Genomic DNA, 22,010 nt, shown 5'->3' on the forward strand with positions numbered 1-22,010 from the left:
TCAAAAGAACCCCATCGCATTCGGGTTATAGCTCACCAGCAGGTTTTTAGTTTGCTGATAGTGATCCAGCATCATCTTGTGATTTTCACGTCCTATGCCGGATTGTTTATAACCACCAAATGCCGCATGCGCTGGATACAGGTGATAGCAATTGGTCCAGACGCGGCCAGCTTCGATGGCGCGGCCAACGCGGAAGGCGCGGGAACCATCGCGTGTCCACAGGCCAGCACCCAGGCCATACAGGGTATCGTTGGCGATAGCTATTGCGTCTTCTTCATCCTTGAAGGTAGTCACGGAAACCACCGGACCAAATATTTCTTCCTGGAAGATACGCATCTTGTTGTGACCCTGGAAGATGGTAGGTTTCACGTAATAACCCTTGGCCAGGTCGCCTTCGAGTACATTCCTTTCACCACCAGCCAGGAGCTGCGCGCCTTCCTGTTTGCCTATGTCCAGGTAAGACAGGATTTTTTCCAGTTGTTCCTGTGAAGCCTGTGCACCTATCATGGTGGTACTGTCCAGCGGGTTGCCCTGTTTGATCGCGGCGACGCGCTTGATGGCCCTGGCCATGAACTGGTCATAGATGGATTCCTGTATCAGCACGCGCGAAGGGCAGGTGCAGACTTCACCCTGGTTCAGTGCAAACATGGCAAAGCCTTCCAGGCATTTGTCGAAGAAGGCATCATCTTTTTCCATGACATCGGCAAAGAAGATATTTGGTGATTTGCCACCCAGTTCCAAGGTCACGGGGATGAGGTTTTGCGAGGCATATTGCATGATCAGGCGGCCAGTACCGGTTTCGCCAGTAAAGGCAATCTTGGCGATGCGTTTGCTTGATGCCAGTGGCTTGCCAGCCTCCAGGCCAAAACCATTGACGACATTGAAGACACCGGGTGGTAACAGGTCTTTGATCAGATCAACCAGTACCATGATGGAGGCGGGTGTCTGTTCTGCCGGTTTCATGACGATGCAATTGCCTGCAGCCAGGGCGGGTGCCATTTTCCACACTGCCATCAGGATAGGGAAATTCCAGGGGATGATCTGGCCGACGACGCCCAGTGGCTCATGGAAGTGATAGGCATAAGTCTGGTCATCGATCTGTGAAACCGAGCCTTCCTGCGCACGTATGCAACCAGCAAAATAACGGAAGTGGTCAATCGCCAGCGGGATGTCTGCCGCCATGGTTTCGCGTATGGGTTTGCCGTTGTCTATGGTCTCTGCGGTGGCCAGCAGGCTCAGGTTGGCTTCCATGCGGTCCGCAATCTTGTTGAGGATGTTGGCACGGTCAGCTGGTGAAGTTTTGCCCCAGGCCACTTTTGCAGCATGGGCAGCATCGAGTGCCAGTTCCACGTCTTCTGCGGTGGAACGCGCTACTTCGCAAAATGCCTGGCCGATGACAGGGCTGATGTTCTCGAAATATTCACCCTTGACCGGGGCCACAAATTTGCCACCGATAAAATTATCGTAGCGTTTGGCGAAAGGATTGCTGATACCTAGTTTGCTGATGTCTGCCATGTTCATGATGGTGGTCTCCGTTGTTGATTAGATGGTGCGCATGTGCTGCGACACGGGAATAACTACGCAAACGGCGTGCCATGCTGGGAATGTTTTCCCGGTGGAAAAACACAGCAGGTGCAGACTGGAGGTGGAGAAGGTACAGAGGGGAATTTACTGCTGATGCTGGAGAAGGATTTGCTGAGAAGAGATAAGTGGAAAATCCAGATGTCACATTATTTCGCAACACTGATCAGACTGTCACAATTTGGGACAGTCTGATCAGTGAGTTCATTACGTACTTATTGCTTAGTTATTACTTATCCACGCAATTTCGCAAACGCCGCCGCCATGGCATTGCCAGCAGGTGCTGGTGCCTGGGCTTGTGAGCGGTGTTGATTGAGGCGTTTGGCATCATTACGGTCGCCGCGCTGTTCAGGCTTGCTGCCAGCTACAGGTGCAGCATCTGTCAGGCGCATGGTCAGGGCGATGCGCTGGCGTTTGACATCGACTTCCAGCACTTTGACCTTGACGACCTGCCCAGCTTTAACAACTGTATGCGGGTCCTTGACGAAGGTGTTGGACAAGGCAGAGATATGTACCAGACCATCCTGATGCACACCGATATCAACGAAAGCGCCAAAGGCGGCAACGTTGGTGACTACGCCTTCCAAAATCATGTCAGGGCGCAAATCCTTGATTTCTTCCACGCCGTCCTTGAAGGTAGCAGTGGTGAATTCAGGACGTGGGTCACGGCCCGGCTTTTCCAGCTCGCCTATGATGTCAGTAATGGTCGGCACACCGAATTTTTCATCGGCGTATTTGGCAGGGTTCAAAGACTTCAGCAAGCCAGAATCACCGATGACACCCTTCACATCCTTCTTGATATCCGCCAGGATTTTTTCTACCAGCGGATAAGATTCAGGGTGGACAGCAGACGCATCGAGCGGGTTGCTGCCATTCATGATGCGCAGGAAACCGGCTGCCTGCTCGAAAGTCTTGTCACCCAGGCGCGGTACTGCACGCAGGTCAGAACGCGAGTTGAACATGCCCTTGGCATCGCGGAAATTAACGATACTTTGCGCCACGCTCGATGACAGGCCAGACACGCGTGCCAGCAAAGGCGCAGAAGCTGTATTCACATCGACACCCACCGCATTCACGCAATCTTCGACTACAGCATCAAGTGAACGTGCCAGTTGTGACTGGCTGACATCGTGCTGATACTGACCAACACCGATGGACTTGGGATCAATCTTCACCAGCTCAGCCAATGGGTCTTGCAGGCGGCGTGCAATCGATACCGCACCACGGATGGAGACATCCAGGTCAGGCAATTCTTTGGAAGCGAATTCAGAGGCGGAATACACCGATGCGCCAGCTTCAGAGACCACGATCTTGGTCAGCTTGAGTTCTGGCTTGAGCTTGATCAGGTCGCCCGCCAGTTTGTCGGTTTCACGCGATGCCGTACCGTTACCGATAGAGATCAGCGAAACATTATGCTTGGCCGCCAGTTGTGCCAGTACATGCAGGGAACCATCCCAGTCATTGCGTGGCTGATGTGGGTAGATAGTCGCATGTTCGACCACCTTGCCTGTCGCATCAACGATCGCTACCTTGACACCGGTGCGCAGGCCAGGGTCGAGACCCATGGTGGCACGTGGGCCAGCAGGGGCAGCCAGCAACAGAGCTTTGAGGTTGCGCGCAAATACATTGATGGCTTCGATTTCTGCGGTTTCGCGCAACTTGCCCATCAGTTCGGTATCGAGATGCATGAAGACTTTGACGCGCCAGGCCCAGCGTACGGTATCGACCAGCCACTTATCGGCAGGGCGGTCTTTCTGGCTGACGCCAAAGCGGGCAGCAATGCGGCTTTCGCAGGGGTTCAGCGGCGCATCCCACTTCGGTTTTTCCTCTTCGCTGTCCAGACGCAGGGTCACGGTCAGCATTTCTTCGCGGCGGCCACGGAACAGGGCCAGAGCACGGTGGGAAGGGATGGTGCCCAGGGTTTCTGAATAGTCGAAATAATCGGCGAATTTTTCACCGGCTTCTTCTTTGCCGGCAACGACCTTGGATTCCACGATGCCGTGGTCATTCAGGTATTCACGCAGGGCTTGCAACAGGGTCGCATCTTCCGAGAAACGTTCCATCAGGATCTGGCGCGCGCCGTCGAGTGCGGCTTTGGCATCTGCCACTCCGGGGTTGTCGCCATTGTCGGTAGTGAAGGCAGGTTTCAGATAATTCGCCGCTTCGGTATCCGGGTTCAGCATCGGGTCGGCCAGCAGGGCATCGGCCAGTGGCAGCAAACCAGCTTCAACAGCGATCTGGGCCTTGGTGCGGCGCTTGGGTTTGTATGGCAGGTACAAATCTTCGAGACGGGTCTTGTCTTCGGCGTGGGTGATGGCGTCCAGCAGTACTGGCGTCATCTTGCTCTGTTCTTCTATCGAGGCGATGATGGCGGTGCGGCGGTCTTCCAGTTCGCGCAGGTAGCGCAGGCGCTCTTCCAGCAGGCGCAACTGTATATCATCCAGGCCACCGGTCACTTCTTTACGGTAACGGGCAATAAACGGGACGGTTGCACCTTCGTCCAGCAAGGCAACAGCAGCGGCAACCTGAACCGGCTTGGCAGCCAGCTCTACGGCGAGTCTTTGTTCAATCGAAGGCAACATAAATCCAGAATCCAGACATAAAAAAAGCAATCAAGGCGCAGATGATACGCAATTTGTGACTTTGCGCCAGTCTTGACAGCGGGTGCAGACTAGGCTTAGAGCCAGGTATTTATTATTTAAGCTTTCATTTCTGCCATGCTTGAGCTGCCGTGTTCAAACTGATTCACCAAGCAAAAATGACAAAACTGCCCTTGGAATAAAGCACCAGGGGCAGTTTATCAGGCTGGCTTTAAGGAAGCTTATTCTTTTAGTAAGCACCTGACCAGACATCCGCGCTCGCTTCTTGTGAAGCAGGGCTTGCAGTTGCGACCAGTTCTGCCGGTGCAGGGACGGCAGCAGCCAATCCTGTGACACCGTCGGCTGTCAGCACAAAGGCATGCGACTCATAAGTCTTGGTATTCATGGCTGAACCAACGATCCAGCCTTTGTCATTGATGTCGGTAGCGTTGGCAAGTGTCCAGCCAGCGTCGCGCTGGGATTTGTCCAAAAACTGATTCAAGTCTATGGCGGCACTGTCAGGCGTGTTCCAGAGCAAGGCATGGAATTGACCATCGGCAGTAATTTCAGAACCGACGATCTGGTTTTTGTTATTGATTGCACTTGTATAACAAAAGGATCCTGCAGCACTTTGCAGAAGGCTTTCTTTTTGATTATTCCATAGTGTGGGATGAGCATACATCTCATCGTCGAGAATATAGCCGACCACCAGTCCATTGTCATTGACGCTGTTTGCCGCACCGTGATGTGCAGGCGACAGGTTGATGATCTTGCCATCTTTCCACATGACAGGGTGCATGTAGTCTTCTGCGGCAGAACCTGAGGCCCAGCCTACCACAAGGCCATCATTATTGATGGCTAGTGCATTGCTGTCCGAACCTCCGAGAGTACCAAGATCGGTGATCCCTTTGTCATCCCACAAGGTAGCATGATGGGCATACCATATGTCATTAGTGAAGCTTTCTCCAACGATGACACCTTTGTCGTTAACGGCCCTGGCAATGCTCTTGTATTGTCCATTGCTCAAGGATGCCAGATAGTTTGTATGTCCATCTTGCCACACTGTGGCCATTACCTGGAAGCTGCCGTCAACTTCTTTCACTGAAGAGCCGACGATGGTAGACAAGTTGTTAATCCCGTAGGCATGGCTATCGACTTCCGCAAGCAATGAAGTTTTGGGCACGTAATATGAATTATCCCAAAGCGCTGCATAAGTAGTTTGTGTGCCGTATTGATGAGAGCCGCCGGTTTCATTTTTTGTGTCACTGCCTATCATCTGGCCATAATTATTGACAGCATGGACACAACTATGATGACCGCCAAAAGTACTCAGATCTGCATAGGTGTACTTGGGTGATTGAAAACTGACTTCGTTTGATGGCATGCTACAGACTCCGATAATTAATTGATCAAAAAAAATTCTTTGCAACGAGACACGCGAACACTGAATTGCGCACTAAGCCCACACTACGGTCAGAGCTTGATCTTCAGTTTTCGCAGGTCTTGTTGGTTTAATTGGTATGATGTGAGAAAAGCTAGTCCAATTTGCAAATAAAGATAGCTTTGACAATGTTGCCATTGTATTAGTTCTTGCTTTTAAACATTATTTTTATTTCAAGATGACTATATCTGCCAAATCCATTTTGCGGGGCATCGTCCCCATTCTTGCTGTTACCGTGCTGGGTATGTCGAATGCGATGGCTGTCGAAGATTGCGAGCTGAACAAAGAGCACGTCAATCCCGCCAACGGTAGCACCACGGCTGGCAAGACTGGCATCATGAAATGCATGGAAAGAGATACCGGCAAGCTGGTGCGCGAGCAGGAATTACGTGCCGGTGTCTATATAGGCCTGGTGCGTTATTACAAGGATGGCGTCCTGACCAAGGAATATAACGTCAATGAGCGTGGTAATACCCATGGACGTTCGCGTGAATTTGCTCCGAATGGGCAAGTGCTGCGTGAAGAAAATAATGTGAATGGCAGTGCCCGTGGCCTGGTGCGTGAATGGTATCCAAATGGCGCAGTCAAGCGGATTGCCTTTATTGGTGACAACCCAAAAGAAAAAGCTGCCATCAGATACACACAGGACAAACAATTAAGCGAAATTGAATGCGCGGATAAACCTTTGCTGGCACCCCATGCCAACGATGCAGCCTTGTGCGGCTTCAATGGCAAGCCTTCGCAGGTGCAATTGTATTCTGACAGTGGCCGTTTGCGCAGTCAGTTTACTTTGCTGGCCGGTGTTTCTCAACAAGCCACCTATTTTCATGACAATGGCAAGCCCGAGACTGTAGAAGAAGTTGGCAGCAAACAGAAAACACGCAAACAATATTCCGACAAGGGTGTCTTGCGTAAAGAAACGGTGTGGAATGTCATAGAAAAACCTGCCGCCCTGGAGCGTGAAGTTGAGTATCACGAGAGTGGCTCAAAAGTACGTGAGCAGCTTTTTGCTTTTGCCGAAAAAGATGGCCGCCGCCAAAATCGCTTGATTTCAGACAGCAGTTTTTATCTGAACGGACAGGCCAAGCGCAGCGAGAAATTCACTATCGATGGCAAGGACGAGATCAAGGAAGTACGCAATTATTTTGATAGCGGAAAAATGTCCAGCCTTGAGCGTTATGTCTATGAAGGGCGTTACCGCGAACGCCCTGTTGGCATCCATCAGGGTTTTGCGCAAAATGGCACATTGGTGCGTGAATCTCATTACGACGAGCGTGGTCGCATACAGCGCGAACGCAGTTGGGATGACAGCGGCAAGTTGCTGGCGGATGATCAGGTCTACGAAGATGGTTCACGCAAGGCATTTTCAAAATGAGGCAAACTCTGCAGTGCGGATATCAGACACAGAAGTACTCAATGAGTGTTCATTTAGTGTTGATTTGGGCGATCAATAAATAATGAATCCAATGATGGCTGCCAGTATCGCCGGTATTTTGTTGTTACTGGTCGCCCTGTTTCAGTTATGTCTGGCATGTGGTGCGCCATGGGGCAGTGTGGCCCTGGGTGGCAAGTACCCGGGCAAATTGCCATTTCGCCTGCGTATCGCTGCGCTGGTCCAATTGGGCTTGTTGGCATTCATCGCGCTGATCATTTTTATCCGCGCTGGCATGATGTTGCCGGATTATCTGGACTGGTCGCGTAAGGCGATCTGGGGAGTAGTCACTTTCATGTCCATCAGCAGTGTGTTAAATCTCATTACTCCAAGCAAATGGGAACGCAGAATCTGGGCTCCTGTTGCCTTGCTTTTACTGGCCTGCAGTGTTGTGGTCGCTCGCTCAGCATGAAGTTTAATTTCAGCTATTTTTTTATATCCACGATCCTTGGATTGTGCTGCCTGCTATCTGCCTGCAACGTGCCCGAATTGCGGCGTGACAGCATGGCCGTAGCCGTGAATCAATTCCAGTTCAGTGATGGCGGCAAGGCGATTTATTTTGAAATGGATAAAAAACCCTGGCAGCAACAGGATGAAGATGCACCGCTGGCCAATGTGATGTTTGTGATTTCCGGTTCAGATTGCATCAGCATGGGACCGTTCTTGCCGCAGTATTTTTCTGGACTGGAAGGTGAGAGTGGTCGCACGCGGATTTTTATCATGCACAAGCGTCATATCTTGCCAGGGTCAGATGGAACAAATTGTGGCGAGGCCTATACGCGTGCTGATCATCCTTCACGCTGGCAAGCTGATCAGCTGGAGTTCATGCGGGCACAAATGGCTGCCTTGCAAACGCAAGCTCAACAACCTCAGCGCCTGATCATCATGGGTATCTCCGAAGGGGCAGAGCTGGCACCACTATTGGCGCAGCAATTGCATGCCAGCCATCTGGTTTTATTGTCGCATGCAGGCATGAATGCGCTGGATGTGTACGCTGCGCTGGGCAAGCAAAATCCTTTGATGCGACCCGCCTGGCAGCAATTACAGGCTGGCTTAAGTGTCACGCCAATTGATCCAGATGCGGTACGCATCCATAGCCGCAGTTGGAGGTACTGGTCAGAAATTGCTGCCATTCCGCAAACTGCCAATCTGCTGGCGCTGGACATACCGATATTGCTGGCGGTAGGAGATGCTGATCCGGTTATCCCTGCTCATGCGATTGCCCAATTGCAGCAGCATTTTCAGGCGGCCGGAAAAATCATGGACATACGGTCTTTTCCAGATGCTGACCACAGTCTCAGCGCAAAGGACAAAAATTATCTGCCTGATTTCATGCATCAGATTGACCTCTGGTTATTGGGAAATAAGACGGAAAATAAGACGGAAAATAAGCAGTGAGATGAATTACTGTTGATGCACGGCAATTCATATCGAAACAGTATTCTATTTCCTCTATTTCATTACAACTAGTTACAAGAACTTCGATTTCGTAGCAGTTAAAGCTATGACAAAAATGTAAAGCCTTACTATACTTAGCGCCTATGCGTACGTGTGGATATTTCCATGCGTGCGTTTTGCATTTCACCCTACAATTGCTCTCTGATAATGATAACTATGCGCCTATCCACCTTTACCCTGACCCCTATTGTTGCAGCACTTGTGCTGACGGGTTGCGTGACTACGCCTACCCATGACAGCAAGGTTGCTGCTTCACTCTCAGTCGCAAAATCTGGTCAGATTGATGAAGCGATCAGACAGGTAGAAGCGCAAACACAAGGCGCTAATAAAGCTGATTTGCTGCTGAATCTCGAAAAAGGCGAATTGATGCGCGTAGGCAAGCGTTACAAGGACAGTCTTGACGCCTTTGACGTGGCCGATACCAAGGTAAAAATCTGGGAAGAAACTGCCAAGTCATCTCCTCAAAAATTGATGGGCCAGATTGGCGCCACCATCATGGGCGATGCCAGCCGTGATTATGAAGGCCAGGACTATGAAAAAGTCATGCTGACAACGCGCATGGCCATGGATCGTCTGAATTTGGGTGACCTGGATACCGCCCGCGTGGATATCAAACGCACGCATGAACGTGAAGCTGTCATCGCAGAATTCCGTTCCAAGGAAACCGCAGAAGCAGAAAAAGAAGCGAAGGACAAGGGCGTAAGTTCAACCGGTAAGGAATTGAATGGCTACCCGGTTGAAACCCTGAATGATCCTGAAGTGCTGAAGCTGAAAAACGGCTACCAGAATGCCCTCAGTCATTATCTGGCAGGTTTTGTCTATGAAGCGCTGAATGAACCAGGCCTGGCTGCGCCTGGCTACCGCAAGGCAATTGAATTGCGCCCGGATTTGCCAGTGCTGGAAGATGGCTTGAAAGGTCTGGATCAACGTACCAGCTTCCGCCGCAAAAAAGGCGTGACCGATGTGCTGTTCATTATCGAGGCGGGCAATTCACCTGCGCGTCAATCCAAGAAAATCGCCTTCCCCGTGCCAACTGGCCGTGGTTTGGTGACAATCTCTTTCGCGTTCCCGGTGATTTACCCAGATCCGAATGCACCTGTGATCAATAATATCCGTGTTGGTAATCAGGTGTTGCCAACAGCGCTGGTCACCGATTTTAATGTGATGGCCCGTAAGGCATTGAAGGATGAATTGCCTGGTATTTACACCCGTGCTGCGGTGCGCGCCGTGACTAAAGGTGTGGTGCAGGATCAAGTCAATAAAAACTTTGGTGCACTTGCTGGTCTGGCTGCCAATCTGGCTGTTGCCGCGACCGAAAGCCCTGCAGATGACCGCATGTGGCGCAGTCTGCCAGAGCGCGTGTTTGTGGCACGTGCATTTTTGCCACCAGGCGATTATGATTTGAATTTCGGCAATCGTGGTGACGCAGGCAAGATCACTGTCGATGGTCGTTACATGGTAGTGCCTGTGCGTATTTATCAGGACAAGACTTATCTGGGTGACCTGGCAAAATTTGGCAGCGTGACACCCGTAGCACAATTGCAGGCTGAGCCAGAAGTCAAGGCAGCTGAAGCACCTAAGCCGCCGGTGAAAGGCAAACAGCCAGTCAAGGCAAAACCTGTAGTGAAAACAAATGCAGCGACAGCAACGACAGGCACAACGGCCACAACAAGTGCCACTGGTACCAAATCCAACTGATATTAGAGGATAGAAGAGGATATATGAAACTGATTTCCAAACAATTTGCCGCATGCACTGTTTTGCTTGCTTCCTGCTTTACCACTCCTGTCTTTGCCCAGGATATCCCTAACGCATCTTCCCCTGGTATTGCTGCCAAATTGATGGTACGCGGCACTCTTGAAGGTGTACAGGTGACTGACCTGCGTTCGCAACGCAAAAATGACGTCATGGTGGTGCAGGCCGAGATGGTCAACCTGACTAATCGTGATGTGCGCGTGTATTACCGTTTCCGCTGGACTGATGCAGCAGGCATGCAGGTAGGTGATGGCGAAGTCTGGAAGCCATTGATGATCCTGGGTCAGCAAAGCCAGTTCATCAAGAGCACAGCCTATGGTCCGCAAGCGACGGATTTCAGGATAGAACTGAGTGCTGAGCCACGCTAATTATCAATAGAAAAAAGTAGCAACAAGATTATTTTTAAGGAGTACATATGAAACGCATTTCCTCACTGTCCAAAAGCTGCGCCCTGGTGGTACTGCTTGGCCTCACATTGACAGCCTGCCAGACCAGGTTGTCACAGCCGACTGTTAGCCTGGCACGCCAGGTCAGCTATGGTGACAACAAGGCGGTAGAAACTGTCACTAATGAATTTGGTTCTACCGACCTGCAAATGATTGCAGAAAAAATGGTCGGTTCCCTGCTGGAGGATCCGGTATTGGCAAATCGTCCGACCATGACACTGGCTGGTGTGCGCAACAAGACCAGCGAATACATTGATACCAAGTCCATCATGAACAGTATTCAGACTGCACTGGTGAAAAGCCGCAAGGTGAAGTTCACTCGCAGTGCTGATGAAATGCAGCAAGGTGTGGATGAATTGCAGCGCCAGAACCAGAGTGGTTTGTACAAGGCACAGGGCAAGGCCAAGGTCGGTAATATGAGTGCTGCCAAGTACTCTCTGGAAGGCGAGATCGTTTCCATCGTCAAGCAAAATGCCAATACCAAAGACGTGTTTTACAAAATGACTTTGAAGCTGTATGACGTTGAAGATGGTTCCATCGAATGGCAAGACGAAAAAGAAATTCGTAAAACTTCCAAGCGTTAATTTCGGGCGTCATTCTGAAACGCTCATCTCTTAAAGAGGCAATACGATGTTGAATCTGAAAAAATTGATGGCAGGCTTGTTCTGCTCTGTCGCGGCATTCAGTGCCAGTGCAGTTGAACAAAAAATTACCATCCCAAAAATTGCGGTGACTGACCTGACTTATGAAGAAAAAGTCAGTGAATATTTTCGCGTTGTGTCTGCTTCCAGCAAGAGCAGTGTCAAGGGTAGCTATAGTGAGCGTGAAACTGACCGCAGCTATTCGCAGCGTGGCAATATCAACGCCAAGAGTGAAAGCAATTACTACGAAGCCGAGGGTTTCTATACCTATATCGACCGTGGTGAATTAAAGACTTACACGGCTGACCTGAAAGGCGCATTGATCAAGGGTGGCGGTGTGTCCCTGGTGCAGGCTCGTCCATACGTGGGCAAGCCCATGGAGAAAATTTACGACATCATAGGTCGTATCAAACAGGGTATGTATCCTGGCGCTGACTATGTCTTGTTTGGCACTGTGAGTAATATCCAGTTCCGCCAGGAGAGTAACCAGCTGCAATACGGTAATTCCATGACAGCCAGTCTGTCGCTTGATCTGGTGGCTGATTTCAGCCTGATCAATACCAAGACTTATGAAGTCAAGGCAGCATTCAGCGCCAGCGGTTCTGGTGTCGATACCAAGATCATCAGTCGTGCTGGTGACCGTGTCGTCTTCAGTCGTGGCAAGGTCATGCAAGAAACTTCACGTAGTTTGGCTGACGCAGCTTATGATGAGTTGCTGGTGCAGTTCGGCGCACCTCGCGGTGCCAACCGTGGTCAGTATGGCCGCGTGCAAAATGGCCAACCTGTCGTGCCTGTGCAAAATACTGAACCAGTGACTGTTTACAAGTAGTCAACCGGTAGTAATTGCAATAAAAAAGCCTGGTGTTTTCACCAGGCTTTTTGCATTCTGGAATACCAGATTGTTCGCAGGACTGGCGCTATCAGGTTTCTGGGTGTATATCGACTTTATATAAACTCTTGCCATCTATGTCATGGATGGATACTGTCATTGCCCTGGTCTTCGCATCGATTTTTGCAATGCCAAAGAATTGCAGCAATTCTGCCGGTGAACGGTTTTGCTTCATGCCTTGTGGCACGCTGACATATTTCACATCGGGCCCAAAGGTCTGATCAACTTCATTCGGGCCAAAGGTGCCGGCATTCAGCGGGCCACCGACAAATTCCCAAAAGGGTTTAAAGTCAGTGAACTGGGCTTTTTCAGGTGTGTAATAAGTTGCTGCTGCATAATGGACATCGGCAGTGACCCAGACCACATTCTTGATATTGTGCTGCTTGATAAATTTGAGTATCTCGGCAATTTCGAGTTCACGCCCCAGCGGCTTGCCATGCTCGCCATTAGCCCAGGCTTCATAAGTACCTTTGGGTACATCAGAGTTCAGGTCAGGCACGATGATGGAGATGGGCATGTCGCTGGCGATGACTTTCCAGGTAGAACGTGAACGCAGCAGGGCCTGCTTCAGCCATTGCAATTGCGGCTTGCCCAAAAAGGCAGAATCATCATTCAATGTTGTTTGCAGATTCGGTGAATTCTTGCTACGGTAACTACGCTCATCGAGCATGAATACTTCCAGCAGGGGGCCATAACTGAACATGCGGTAGATGCGGTCTGGATCATGCTGGTCTATGCGGTAGGGATTGTATTCAAACATGGCCCGGCGCGCATTCGCCGCGAGGGTATTCAAATCACGCTGCTGGTAACGTTTTTCTGCTTCACCCATCTGCTGGCCCGGGTACCAGTTATTGCGTACTTCATGATCATCCCATTGCACCAGGAAGGGCACTTCTGCAGCAAAGCGGCGCTTGTTGGTGTCAAGGAAGTTATAGGCAAAATTGCCGCGATAATCGTTCAGGGTTTCTGCTACCTTGGATTTGGCGGGCGTGACGAGATTATTCCAGAGACTGCCATCGTCAAGTTTGACTTGCGCATGTATGGGGCCGTCAGCATAAATCTGGTCACCTGAGTGGATAAAGAAATCAGGCTGGAAGCGGCGCATGCTTTCATAAATGCGGTAGCCGCCAAAAGCTTCATTGATACCCCAGCCCTGGCCAGCTTCATCGCCAGAAAATGCAAAAGTGATGTCGCGTTCTGTACCGCCAGGCAGGAGCAAGCTGCCTTGCACTGCTTCGCTGATAGCAGACAGGTTTTGCACATCCTGGAAACGCACGCGGTAAAAAGTACGCTGGCCTGCGGTCAAACCGCTAAGGTCTATGCGGGCAGTGTAATCCGCGCTGGGCAATGCCAGTGGGCCATTGATGCTCTTGGCATTCTTGAATGCTTCATTATTGGCATACTCAAGCAGCATGCGTGCGGGCCTGTCGGTACGACTCCAGATGATGGCCTTGTCTCTGGTGATGTCCCCACTCATGACACCGCAAGGCAGTTGTGGGCGCAACTTGTCTGTCGTGATGAGTGCCGGTGCAGTAGTTTGCGCACGTGCTATTTTGGGCAGGCTGGTTGCTGCGATGATGGCAGCAGCACTGGCGCTGGCATTGCAGAGGAACTGCCGGCGTTGCAATTCATTCTTGCCTGGCTTGCGATCCTTGGACATGGCTTTTCCCTGTGAGAACTTTAGATGAGCTTTATTCTAAAGTGTCAGTGTTACCAAAGCATGTCAATGCTAATGCAGTGATAATTTAGCTGACTGCCAGAGTTGCGCTAAATAATTGATCGTTCCGCCTGCGCTTGCTAAAGTCAAAGACGGTAGCGACTGTCACTACCAGCATGCCCGTTGGCAGCAGCCAGGCGCACATCAGGATAATCCAGCCCAGGTAGGGTGAGCGTTCAATGGCACCGTGATAGAGCGTAAAGACAGGGGTACTCGCCGCAGCCGGGGCGACTCCATGATGCTGGATATTGATCATGAGCACAGGTAATTTTTCTTCGTTTTTTGCCGCGGGAGGCAAAATAGCTGTAGCGTAAGAAGTCAGCATCATGCTGATGAAAAAGCAGAGGGCACGAAGATAGCTGGAGTGACTGTATTGGCGGTGCATGGCTTGCTCATTACTGAAGTGTAAGTCCATATTTTTAAAAAAACTGCCATGCCAGTCGCGGTGCGAAAGGCAGGCAGCAAAATGGGAAATACATCGGGAAAGACATGCCTTGTTGCTTCCCTTTCTGATTAATCTATCTTCCAGACATACTGCACTTTGGTCCAGCTTTGCTGCGCTACGCCATCGATGGTGCCAGGCGTGAAGCGGCACAGTGACAGGGCCTGGCTGGCGGCCTTGTCGAGATTGCGGTAGCCGCTGCTGCCCTCTGTCCTGGTTTCAAGTACGCGTCCATCTGCACCTATCAACATGGCGAGGGTGACTGTTCCCGCTTCGGAGTTGCGGATGGAGCTTGCAGGATAGACAGGTTTTTCGCATCGACTCATATCAACTACGGCTGCGATATGCACCGGCGCTTTTGTTGGGCCTGTTGCTATAAGCAAAGGACCATCGCCGCTTCCACCAGGATCACTTATTTTTTCTCCCTTGTCTGGAACTGGATTTACTTTTGAAATCGGTGAATCGCTAACTGGATTTTTAACTGCAACCTCAACCTCAGGAATATATGGTGGAGGGTCTTTGGGCAGAGGCAAGTCAGGTTTGAATTTTGGCTCAGGCTCAAGTGGTTTTGCTTTAGGTTCATCAAATTCGACATGGAATGGCTCACTGTGAGGCGGGCTGATCTTGATTTTCATGCTGTTCAGCAAGGCGGCCAGCAAAGCTACATGCAGCAAGGCGACGACACCCAAATGTGACATACGCTTGAAGGGATGCTGTTGGTTTTTTGAAAATTCCATTTTGTTCTCCAGTTTAGGGTCAGGCCCGGCATGTGCGACAACACATGCCGGGGACTAGCTTGGAGATGCATCAGCTAATGCCTTCGCTGCTGTAAGCGCAAGTGAAATGGCAGTAATGTGCAATCCATGTGCTTTAAGATAGCAATAAAAATGTCACTTGAAAAGCATTTTTGTTGATTTAATTATGATTTTTTATTTCTTTTATAGTGAAGCTAAAGAAATTGGCTACTACTTTTATTGCTGAAAAGTAAAAAATTGACGTTCGCTGTCCATTGTTTTTGTTGATCTGCAATAGGTAAAAAGTTCTAAATGCTGGCTACTCTTGCTGCGAGGCGTATTTCAGCACTCTCAATGATGCAATTGCTAGTGAAAAGCATTACTATTGCGTTTAATGAGTAAATTATTCTGCTAAATAATAAGGTGTTGTAATTATGCAAAATGGCATACGGGTATTACTGGCCGATGATCATCCCATCGTGATGACAGGTTTTGCCATGTCGCTGGGTAGTCTGGGTATTGCCGTACTGGGGCAAGCCAGGACGCCGCAAGAGGCATTCGAGCAATATGCAAGCTTGAAACCGGATGTAGTGATACTGGACATACGTTTTGGTGCTGACCTGACTGGTCTGGACGCTGCGCGCGATATCCTGGCGCAATTTGCCGATGCGAAAATTGTCTTCCTCAGTCAGTTTGACCAGGATGCACTGATCAAGGAAGCCTATCGTCTCGGTGCCAAGGCCTTTGTCACCAAGGACTGTGATCCGGCTGATCTGGCAACGGCAGTGCAGCGTGCGCATCAGGGAGAATTGTATTTCCTGCCGCAGATTGCAGAGCGCCTTGCGAATTTATCAGTGCGTGGGGATGAATCACCACAATCGCTGTTGAATGAGCGTGACCTGGAAATCTTCAAGTTCATGGCAGAGGGGCTGACCAATGCCGAGATTGCCGAGAGACTGGACCTGTCGTTAAAAACCATCAGCAATGTCAGTCAGGCCATCAAGGAAAAACTGGGTGTACACAGACCTGCCTACATCACCAAGCTGGCGGTCAAGCATGGCCTGATTGCACCGTGATGCAGTCACAGACACAGATGCAAGCATTGGCACCTGCAATAATGCAGGCAACCACGCAATGAATTTTGCCGCGCTACGCTGGCGTAACTGGGACTTGCGCTCGCGCCTGTTTCTCATCATCTTGCTGCCGGTGATTTATATGTTTTGCGCTGTGGTCTGGTATTCCTATCAGTCTCGCTTGCAGGAGGGCAAGGCAGAATTGCTGGAGCGCGCCTACGTGGTCTCCACCACACTGGCTGAAAGTGTCGAATACAATCTGCTGACCAAAAACCTGGCGGGACTGAAAAATACCATGGCCGATGTCATGCTGTCAGACCGCAGCATTGCCAGGATAGACGTGCTTGATACGGACAAGAAAGACATCCTGCATATTATTTCTACCGAAAAAATTCAGCAAGCGGAACATTCGGTCGAAGTACCGGTCAGACGTCAGCTGGTGTGGGTGAATTTGCTGAAGGAATCCAAGTCCGCGAAATCTGGTGTTTTACCGTTAACGACCACCAGTACTGAGAGCAAAGATGCAGATATGCTGGGCTATGTCAGGGTCACCATGTCGGCTACGCGCATGCTGGCCAAGCATAGCCAGCGTTTCATGTTTGAACTGGCGATGAGTGCACTGGCCTTGTTCGTCAGCGCGGTGCTGGCTGTATACCTGGCTTTAAGCCTGACACGTCCTTTGCAAAAATCCATAGAAACCCTGCGTGAAATACGCGAAGGTGATTATTCGAATACACTGGAAGTGACAACGGGTGGTGAGATAGGTGACTTGCAGACTTCCATCAATGCCATGTCTGTCAGCCTGCAACAAGCCAAGCAGGATCTGGAAAACAAGGTGCAGGAAAGAACACGGGACTTGATGGAGTCGCGCAATGAAGCTTTGAAAGCCAATGCAGAAAAACGCAAGCTGATACAAAAGGTTCACAGCATTGTTGAAGATGAACGCAAGAGCATCGCCATAGAAATTCATGATGAATTGAATGCCTCATTGATTGCAGCGAGGCTGGAGGCACAACGCATACAGCATTTGGCTGCACAGATAGATGTGGTCGACGCGAATGGTGAAGTCGCAGGCGAAATCCAGGAGCGCGCCAAGGCTATCACCAAACTGACTCTGGACTTATATGCCAATGGCCGCAACCTGGTACGCCGCCTGCGGCCTGAAGTACTGGACATGCTGGGTCTGCAAGGTGCGGTCGAAGACATGCTCAGGCATTTCCACAGCAATGTACCAGGTTGCCAGTTTCATTTTGACAGTGACGGAGATTTTTCAGGATTGGATAGCGGTCTGGCGATTTCTGTCTACAGGATCATCCAGGAGGCTTTGTCGAATGTCATGAAGCACGCGCAGGCTACCCAGGTGGAAGTCGCATTGAGCATGCTGGAAGAACAAAAAAGTTTGCAGATAGAGGTCAGTGACAATGGCAAGGGTTTTGACATACATCACAGTTCTGCTGGCATAGGTATTACCGGCATGCGTGAACGTGTTGCGGCATTCAATGGTGAGATAGATTTGCAATCTTCAACAGAGGCGGGAACGCAATTGATCATACGTTTTCCATTGGCATAGAGTGTGGAATTTGCAAGTCTGGCGAATCATGTTTTATGTGCAATGAGTAGTTTTTTGAACGGATATACAAGATGAAACTCTTGTTCAAAATAGCAGGTGCCAGTGCGCTGCTGTTTTTACTGACAGGTATGGCGGTGTTGCAGAACTGGATATCCAGTTCTGCTGCCGCGTATCTGGTTTTCTTTGTCGCATTCGCAGCCTTTGCGACATGGATATTTTTCAGTGTGTTTTCTACTGGCTCGCCACAAAATGCAAACCTGATCGCTTGCCCGAAATGCAGTATGCGTACCGATAGTCAGCGCGAAGAATGCATGTGGTGTGACCAGGGTTTGCCTGGGAGTTAAAAACCGAAACACAACAACTATCCTGCCTGATGTTGTGCTTCGGTAAGGATGGCAATAAATTCTTGATCAGATGGACTAATCCAGACCAAGAAAATGATTCAAACGCACCATTTCACTATGCCAGCTTGCCTGCTGTTGTGGCTTTTGATGTTTGGGTTTGCGAGCCAGGTCAGCCTGCAATAACTCTTCCAGTTCACACAGTCTTTGCAAAGCCTGCTCAGTATCGCTGAGCAAGGTTTCACCAACATTGTTATTCGCTGTAATAAGTTCAACAGGCATGGCTGCAGATGTCTGCTGTTTTTGTCGCAGACACTGATAGGCGCTTTCTGCATCCAGCCATCTTTCCAGGCGACCATCCTGCACTACCCAGAATTCTTGGCAGCTTTGTTCTATCAAATCCCTGTCATGGGAAACCAGCAAAAAACCACCAGCAAATCCAGCCAGCGCCGCTGTCAATTCCTGCTTGCCCTGCATATCCAGATGATTGGTCGGTTCATCGAGAAACAGCAAGTGATAGCTGGCCAGTGAGAGTGCCAAAAACAGCAGACGGGCGCGTTCACCGCCACTCAGCGATGCCACTTTTTGCTGATGACGGTGATACGGGTAGCCTGCTGAAATCAGCGCCTGTTTACGCGCCAGTTCTGTCCTGGCAGTTTCCGAACCAGCGACAAAGGGATACAGCGCATCCGGCAGGCTGGCATCGCTATTCAGTTGCTGCAGAGACTGGTCGTAATAACCTATCTGTGCTGCCGTATGCCAGCGAATTTGTTCAGATATCTCTTCTGATAATATCGCTTGCCAGCATTGCCTGAGCAAGGAAGATTTGCCCGTGCCATTTGCACCCAGTAAAGCGATCTTGTCACCTGGCCGTACACCGAATTGCTCCAGCCTGAACAGGCCGGGCAAACCCGGGGCAGCTCTGACCGTCAAGGCGTCCAGTTGCAACAAATGATTAGCCGCCAATGCCTTGCCATGCAATTGCAAAGTCCATGGCTGGCCTTCAGTGACTGTGGTTTGTTCTTCCTTCAAGCGGTCGGCCCGTTTTTGCATGGTCTTGGCTTTACGTGCCAGCTTTTCGTTGTCATAGACGCTGCCCCAGATAGCCAGACGCTTGCTGCTGGCCGCCAGCCTGTCAATTTCGCATTGTTCTGCGTCACGCCTGGCTTGCGCGGCGTCATCCGCCAGAGCCAGAGATTGCAGGGCTTCTGAGCAGGGCTGGTCAAAGCAGGTGATTTGCCTGTCACGCAAGATCCAGCTTTGTCGTGTCACCCGATTCAACAGGCGCTGGTCATGCGATACCAATACGAATGCGCCTTTCCAGTTCAACAAAAATTCTTCCAGCCATAACAGGGATGGCAAGTCGAGATGATTGCTGGGCTCGTCCAGCAGCAAGAGATTGGGATCGCGTAATAAGGCGCGTCCCAATAGCAGGCGGGTATGCTGCCCACCGGACAGGGATTGCACGGCGACCCCGGCAGTGGCTGCATCTATGCCAAGTTCGTGCAAGAGGCTGTCGACACGCCAGTGCAGTTCTGGCACGTCGTTGATCGCATCCAGCATGGCGTTATACAGACTCAGGGTATGCAGGGCAGGTGGCAAGTGTTGCTCGACATATTGCAGGCGACACAGGCGTGCCATCTGTATGCTGCCGCTATTGGCAGTGCGTTGCCCTGCCAGCAGCGAAAGCAATGTGGATTTGCCACTACCATTGTGGCCTATCAAGCCTATGCGCTGGCCGACTTGCAGGGTGAAGTTAAGATCCTGGAATAAAACGCCATGGCTGGTTTCCAGTTGTAATGCTTGTGCAGATAATAAGGTAGTCATGCTCTTGTCTTTGATTTGGGATGCAGGCATCCACGTCAACAGGAGCGCTAACGATAATGAGCCGAGAACAGGCCCGGAGGGTAAGTGGGATAAGTGCTCTCGTCTTGTTATCGCAGCGCGATGGAACTAGGACAAGAGCTGGCAAATATACCAAAGTTGCGTATGCCGCTGATGGCATACTTTAGAACTTCCATGTTTTCCTCCTTTCATTAAAAAGAGTTGAGGAGTTGATTAGAAGCCCGATTCTATTGAAATACCGGGAGCAAGGCAAGATGCCCATACTCCCGCCATGTCAACACTACGCAGATATGCCTACCGTCAAAGTTACCACATAGCCCAGTGTCGCACTGCCAGTCACGCTGACCATTTGCAGGCTGGTGCCATCGCTAAAGACATTGTCAGTTGCATACGTAATTTGTGCGAGGTTGCGCACACTGGCTGTATAGCCAGTGGCCTGGTAAGCTTCATTCAGGGTTGCCATGGGGAAGGTGAATTGTGAAGTCTTGACCTTGTTATTGGCACTGCTGATTTTGGCGACGCTGGGGTAAACCTCAAAATGCACATGTGGAATACGACCTGAATAACAGCCAGGAAATATCGTGGTAAAACTGACACTGCCGTTGCTGTCCGTCTCCTGCACTCCGCGCAGGTAATTTTCAGCGGTGATGCCGGATGAATACATGGAGTAATTGCCATCCCTGTCACAATGCCAGAGGTAGATTGCATAACCGGCCAGTGAGGCGCAGCTGGTCTTGGTATTCACCAATTGCAATTTGATGGTCAAAGGCACACCCGCTGCCACACCGCTGGCACCAGCTATACTGGAACGTATATCACTGCGCACGATGCCAGACAAGGCCAGCGCATTGGCAATACTTGCGCCATTGCTATTACTGCCGTCACCAGGGTAGGGCCCGGCTGTTTCTTCCGGGATGATGCTGCAGCTTGCGGTACTGGTGCCTGTTGTAGTGCCTGTGCTTGTACCAGTAGTTGTGCCGGTAGTGGTCCCAGTAGCAGTCCCAGTAGTAGTGGTGCCAGTGCTGGTAGATGAGGTCGTGGTGGCATCACTGCCGCCACCACAGCCCAGTAAAGTTGCAGCGCCGCCAACTGATATCCAGCGCAGCATTTGCCTGCGTGACGCGGCTGCCTGCATCAGGGTATGAAGATCGGTTTCCAGTTGATTTGTATGCTTGTCCATGATGTCTCTCCTTACGTTGGTGTTGCTGCATTGTGTCGCGCCGACTTGTTAAGTGCAGTAAAGCAAAGGTAAAGTTAGGTAAGGATTTTGTGTCATGCCAGAAGCAGGACTGTAAAAGCAGGTAAATTTGCCCAAGTATGCGGATGGCTTTGCTATGATCAACATCAACATACAATCTTTTTTCTTTCTTACAACATGACCAAGGTATTGCTCGCAGACGATGACGTCGAACTGGTAGGCATGCTCAAGGAATATCTTGAGCGTGAGGGCTTTGTCATTACTACAGTACATGATGGTGAGCAGGCGGTGGTGGAAGCTCTGTCCGGCCAGCATGCGATTGCCGTGCTGGATGTCATGATGCCGCGCATGAATGGTATCGATGCCTTGCGACGCATACGTGAACATAGCCGTATGCCTGTGCTGATGCTGACAGCCCGTGGTGATGATGTAGACCGCATTATCGGCCTTGAGCTGGGTGCCGATGACTATGTGCCCAAGCCATGTACCCCACGCGAATTGCTGGCCAGGCTCAGGGCCATCCTGCGCCGTACTGAGAGTGGCATGAATGCAGATCAGGACAGACAATGCCTGGTTGTCGGTGCCTTGCAATTGTGGCCGGGGCAGCGCCGTGCAGAATGGAATAATAAAATGCTGGACCTGACCAGCACCGAATTTACCTTGCTGGAATTGCTGGTAAAAAATGCCGGACAAACCGTCAGCAAGAATGAATTATCCGAACAGGGACTGGGTCGGCCACTGGCCAGGTTCGACAGGAATATCGATGTCCACCTGAGCAGCATACGCCAGAAAATCAGCGCCTTTGCTGATGGCCGCACCGTCATACAGACCGTGTACCGCCAGGGTTATATGCTGACGCGCGAGTGAC

The 22,010-nt window shown here is 50.6% G+C and carries 19 protein-coding genes; 11 read left to right on the forward strand and 8 right to left on the reverse strand.

Annotation, left to right across the window (positions count from 1 at the left end; genetic code table 11):
* The 3 genes from adh to AC3WQT_RS15835 form a co-directional block, all read right to left on the reverse strand.
* Complete coding sequence (adh, locus tag AC3WQT_RS15825; protein ID WP_492704993.1) at nt 1–1,521, reverse strand: aldehyde dehydrogenase; 1,521 nt, start codon at nt 1,519–1,521, stop codon at nt 1–3.
* Between the two features lie 293 nt (nt 1,522–1,814).
* The gene (locus tag AC3WQT_RS15830) at nt 1,815–4,163 is read right to left on the reverse strand and encodes a Tex family protein (RefSeq protein WP_492704994.1); all 2,349 of its coding nucleotides are present in this window, start codon (nt 4,161–4,163) and stop codon (nt 1,815–1,817) included.
* Between the two features lie 247 nt (nt 4,164–4,410).
* On the reverse strand, nt 4,411–5,544 hold the full coding sequence (locus AC3WQT_RS15835) for a hypothetical protein (RefSeq protein ID WP_492704996.1): 1,134 nt from the start codon (nt 5,542–5,544) through the stop codon (nt 4,411–4,413).
* A 235-nt stretch (nt 5,545–5,779) separates the two neighbouring features.
* Here AC3WQT_RS15835 and AC3WQT_RS15840 point away from each other — a divergent pair, with 235 nt between their 5' ends.
* The 7 genes from AC3WQT_RS15840 to AC3WQT_RS15870 all read left to right on the forward strand — a co-directional run bounded on the left by AC3WQT_RS15840 (nt 5,780) and on the right by AC3WQT_RS15870 (nt 12,162).
* Complete coding sequence (locus tag AC3WQT_RS15840) at nt 5,780–6,976, forward strand: toxin-antitoxin system YwqK family antitoxin (RefSeq protein WP_492704998.1); 1,197 nt, start codon at nt 5,780–5,782, stop codon at nt 6,974–6,976.
* Nucleotides 6,977–7,058: 82 nt separating this feature from the next.
* Entirely contained in the window at nt 7,059–7,445 is a 387-nt protein-coding gene (locus AC3WQT_RS15845) for a hypothetical protein (RefSeq protein ID WP_492704999.1), read from the forward strand.
* 92 nt (nt 7,446–7,537) lie between these two features.
* Complete coding sequence (locus AC3WQT_RS15850) at nt 7,538–8,431, forward strand: prolyl oligopeptidase family serine peptidase (protein WP_492705001.1); 894 nt, start codon at nt 7,538–7,540, stop codon at nt 8,429–8,431.
* Between the two features lie 216 nt (nt 8,432–8,647).
* Nucleotides 8,648–10,189 (forward strand): COG3014 family protein, encoded by a 1,542-nt coding sequence (locus AC3WQT_RS15855; protein ID WP_492705003.1) that lies wholly within the window; start codon nt 8,648–8,650, stop codon nt 10,187–10,189.
* Nucleotides 10,190–10,212: 23 nt separating this feature from the next.
* Nucleotides 10,213–10,614, forward strand: a complete 402-nt coding sequence (locus tag AC3WQT_RS15860) for a YcfL family putative periplasmic lipoprotein (protein WP_492705005.1) — start codon at nt 10,213–10,215, stop codon at nt 10,612–10,614.
* A 47-nt stretch (nt 10,615–10,661) separates the two neighbouring features.
* Nucleotides 10,662–11,276, forward strand: coding sequence for a penicillin-binding protein activator LpoB (gene lpoB, locus AC3WQT_RS15865; RefSeq protein WP_492705007.1), 615 nt, complete (start codon nt 10,662–10,664; stop codon nt 11,274–11,276).
* A gap of 46 nt (nt 11,277–11,322) precedes the next feature.
* Nucleotides 11,323–12,162: a hypothetical protein gene (locus AC3WQT_RS15870; protein ID WP_492705009.1), complete on the forward strand. Its 840-nt coding sequence runs from the start codon at nt 11,323–11,325 to the stop codon at nt 12,160–12,162.
* 91 nt (nt 12,163–12,253) lie between these two features.
* Here AC3WQT_RS15870 and AC3WQT_RS15875 read toward each other — a convergent pair whose 3' ends face one another.
* The 3 genes from AC3WQT_RS15875 to AC3WQT_RS15885 all read right to left on the reverse strand — a co-directional run bounded on the left by AC3WQT_RS15875 (nt 12,254) and on the right by AC3WQT_RS15885 (nt 15,118).
* Nucleotides 12,254–13,882: an alkaline phosphatase D family protein gene (locus AC3WQT_RS15875; RefSeq protein WP_492705011.1), complete on the reverse strand. Its 1,629-nt coding sequence runs from the start codon at nt 13,880–13,882 to the stop codon at nt 12,254–12,256.
* Nucleotides 13,883–13,967: 85 nt separating this feature from the next.
* Nucleotides 13,968–14,324 (reverse strand): hypothetical protein, encoded by a 357-nt coding sequence (locus tag AC3WQT_RS15880; RefSeq protein ID WP_492705013.1) that lies wholly within the window; start codon nt 14,322–14,324, stop codon nt 13,968–13,970.
* Nucleotides 14,325–14,452: 128 nt separating this feature from the next.
* Nucleotides 14,453–15,118: an energy transducer TonB gene (locus tag AC3WQT_RS15885; protein ID WP_492705015.1), complete on the reverse strand. Its 666-nt coding sequence runs from the start codon at nt 15,116–15,118 to the stop codon at nt 14,453–14,455.
* 431 nt (nt 15,119–15,549) lie between these two features.
* Between AC3WQT_RS15885 and AC3WQT_RS15890 the strand changes: the two genes are divergently transcribed.
* The 3 genes from AC3WQT_RS15890 (at nt 15,550) to AC3WQT_RS15900 (ending at nt 18,102) form a co-directional block, all read left to right on the forward strand.
* Nucleotides 15,550–16,191, forward strand: a complete 642-nt coding sequence (locus tag AC3WQT_RS15890; RefSeq protein WP_492705017.1) for a response regulator — start codon at nt 15,550–15,552, stop codon at nt 16,189–16,191.
* Nucleotides 16,192–16,249: 58 nt separating this feature from the next.
* Nucleotides 16,250–17,758, forward strand: a complete 1,509-nt coding sequence (locus tag AC3WQT_RS15895) for an ATP-binding protein (protein ID WP_492705019.1) — start codon at nt 16,250–16,252, stop codon at nt 17,756–17,758.
* 71 nt (nt 17,759–17,829) lie between these two features.
* Nucleotides 17,830–18,102, forward strand: coding sequence for a hypothetical protein (locus AC3WQT_RS15900; protein WP_492705021.1), 273 nt, complete (start codon nt 17,830–17,832; stop codon nt 18,100–18,102).
* Nucleotides 18,103–18,177: 75 nt separating this feature from the next.
* Here AC3WQT_RS15900 and AC3WQT_RS15905 read toward each other — a convergent pair whose 3' ends face one another.
* The gene (locus AC3WQT_RS15905; RefSeq protein ID WP_492705022.1) at nt 18,178–19,926 is read right to left on the reverse strand and encodes an ATP-binding cassette domain-containing protein; all 1,749 of its coding nucleotides are present in this window, start codon (nt 19,924–19,926) and stop codon (nt 18,178–18,180) included.
* Nucleotides 19,927–20,224: 298 nt separating this feature from the next.
* Entirely contained in the window at nt 20,225–21,124 is a 900-nt protein-coding gene (locus AC3WQT_RS15910) for a dioxygenase family protein (protein ID WP_492705024.1), read from the reverse strand.
* Nucleotides 21,125–21,319: 195 nt separating this feature from the next.
* Between AC3WQT_RS15910 and AC3WQT_RS15915 the strand changes: the two genes are divergently transcribed.
* A complete protein-coding gene (locus tag AC3WQT_RS15915) occupies nt 21,320–22,009 on the forward strand; it encodes a response regulator (RefSeq protein ID WP_423005881.1) in 690 nt (229 codons plus the stop codon).
* Nucleotide 22,010: the final 1 nt, after the last annotated feature.

It is taken from the genome of Undibacterium sp. FW305-107, assembly GCF_058788535.1.

Coding starts and splice junctions, on each gene's coding strand:
- adh (WP_492704993.1), bottom strand. CDS start 1,521: ATGAACATGGCAGACATCAGCAAACTAGGTATCAGCAATCCTTTCGCC.
- AC3WQT_RS15830 (WP_492704994.1), bottom strand. CDS start 4,163: ATGTTGCCTTCGATTGAACAAAGACTCGCCGTAGAGCTGGCTGCCAAG.
- AC3WQT_RS15835 (WP_492704996.1), bottom strand. CDS start 5,544: ATGCCATCAAACGAAGTCAGTTTTCAATCACCCAAGTACACCTATGCA.
- AC3WQT_RS15840 (WP_492704998.1), top strand. CDS start 5,780: ATGACTATATCTGCCAAATCCATTTTGCGGGGCATCGTCCCCATTCTT.
- AC3WQT_RS15845 (WP_492704999.1), top strand. CDS start 7,059: ATGAATCCAATGATGGCTGCCAGTATCGCCGGTATTTTGTTGTTACTG.
- AC3WQT_RS15850 (WP_492705001.1), top strand. CDS start 7,538: ATGGCCGTAGCCGTGAATCAATTCCAGTTCAGTGATGGCGGCAAGGCG.
- AC3WQT_RS15855 (WP_492705003.1), top strand. CDS start 8,648: ATGCGCCTATCCACCTTTACCCTGACCCCTATTGTTGCAGCACTTGTG.
- AC3WQT_RS15860 (WP_492705005.1), top strand. CDS start 10,213: ATGAAACTGATTTCCAAACAATTTGCCGCATGCACTGTTTTGCTTGCT.
- lpoB (WP_492705007.1), top strand. CDS start 10,662: ATGAAACGCATTTCCTCACTGTCCAAAAGCTGCGCCCTGGTGGTACTG.
- AC3WQT_RS15870 (WP_492705009.1), top strand. CDS start 11,323: ATGTTGAATCTGAAAAAATTGATGGCAGGCTTGTTCTGCTCTGTCGCG.
- AC3WQT_RS15875 (WP_492705011.1), bottom strand. CDS start 13,882: ATGTCCAAGGATCGCAAGCCAGGCAAGAATGAATTGCAACGCCGGCAG.
- AC3WQT_RS15880 (WP_492705013.1), bottom strand. CDS start 14,324: ATGCACCGCCAATACAGTCACTCCAGCTATCTTCGTGCCCTCTGCTTT.
- AC3WQT_RS15885 (WP_492705015.1), bottom strand. CDS start 15,118: ATGGAATTTTCAAAAAACCAACAGCATCCCTTCAAGCGTATGTCACAT.
- AC3WQT_RS15890 (WP_492705017.1), top strand. CDS start 15,550: ATGCAAAATGGCATACGGGTATTACTGGCCGATGATCATCCCATCGTG.
- AC3WQT_RS15895 (WP_492705019.1), top strand. CDS start 16,250: ATGAATTTTGCCGCGCTACGCTGGCGTAACTGGGACTTGCGCTCGCGC.
- AC3WQT_RS15900 (WP_492705021.1), top strand. CDS start 17,830: ATGAAACTCTTGTTCAAAATAGCAGGTGCCAGTGCGCTGCTGTTTTTA.
- AC3WQT_RS15905 (WP_492705022.1), bottom strand. CDS start 19,926: ATGACTACCTTATTATCTGCACAAGCATTACAACTGGAAACCAGCCAT.
- AC3WQT_RS15910 (WP_492705024.1), bottom strand. CDS start 21,124: ATGGACAAGCATACAAATCAACTGGAAACCGATCTTCATACCCTGATG.
- AC3WQT_RS15915 (WP_423005881.1), top strand. CDS start 21,320: ATGACCAAGGTATTGCTCGCAGACGATGACGTCGAACTGGTAGGCATG.